The organism is Intrasporangium sp. DVR (assembly GCF_040365325.1).
Classification (GTDB): domain Bacteria; phylum Actinomycetota; class Actinomycetes; order Actinomycetales; family Dermatophilaceae; genus Intrasporangium.
The window spans coordinates 1-982 of record NZ_BAABZW010000050.1 but is presented as its reverse complement, the minus strand read 5'-3'; the positions used below and the strand labels follow the sequence as shown (position 1 = coordinate 982).

The following is a 982-nucleotide window of genomic DNA, read 5'->3' as shown; positions in this document are numbered from 1 at the left end:
CTAGGGCGTGTCTCCCTTATGGCGGGTGAGACACGCGACAGTCTGTGGCGGTGACGAAGCAGCGATCGCGGTTCAGCGTGTTCAGTGACGAGGAGTGGGCGCGGATCGAGCCGTTGCTGCCGTCGAATGCTGGCCGTCGGGGGCATCCGTTTGGGGATAATCGGCGAGTGGTCGAGGGGATCGTCTACCGGTACCGGACCGGGATCCCCTGGCGGGATCTTCCGCGTGAGCAGTACGGTCCGTGGCAGACGGTCTGGAAGCGCCACCGCCGCTACGCAGCTGACGGCACCTGGGACCGGGTGCTCGCGCGGATCCTGGCCGAGGCCGACGCTGCGGGCAAGGTCGAGTGGACGGTGTCGGTGGATGCCACGATTGCGCGTGCTCACCAGCACGCCACAAACACCAAGCGCCCCGATCAGGACACAGGGGGCCTCGTCGAATTACAAGAATCTGCCGTTCGAGGAGTGTGAACCCGCGGGTCACGGGGTGGGTCGCTCGCGCGGTGGGCTGACCACGAAGATCCATCACGCCGTCGACGGCAAGGGCCGGCCGTTGGCGATCGTGGTCACCGGCGGGCAACGCAACGACGGGGCGATGCTGGTCGAGGTCCTGGCCGACATCAGCGTGCCGCGGCTGGGCCGCGGGCGAGCCCGGACCCGGCCGGATGCGGTGATCGCGGACCGGGCGTACTCCACCGGCGTCATCCGCTCGGAGCTGCGCCGGCGCCGGATCACCGCGGTGATCCCGGCCAAGAGCGATCACCTCGCGGCGCGGAAACGGCGTGGCAGCGCTGGTGGGCGACCGCACGCCTTCGATGCCGAGACCTACAAGGACCGCAACGTCGTCGAGCGTTCCTTCAACAAGGCCAAGCAGTGGCGCGGACTGGCCACTCGGTACGACAAACTCGCGATCACCTACCGCGCTGCAGTCACGATCTTCGCGATCCTCACCTGGCTACGCACATAAGGGAGACACGCCCTAG

At 67.8% G+C, this 982-nt stretch carries 1 protein-coding gene; it reads left to right on the top strand.

Features of this window, described 5'->3' with window-relative positions:
* Positions 1 to 50 precede the first annotated feature (50 nt).
* Positions 51 to 966 (top strand): IS5 family transposase gene (locus tag ABWV20_RS19220; RefSeq protein WP_353358081.1). Its coding sequence is split into 2 segments (ribosomal slippage): positions 51 to 425 and positions 427 to 966, totalling 915 coding nucleotides; the frame shifts between segments, so codons are not numbered across the junction.
* The last annotated feature ends 16 nt before the right edge of the window (positions 967 to 982 follow it).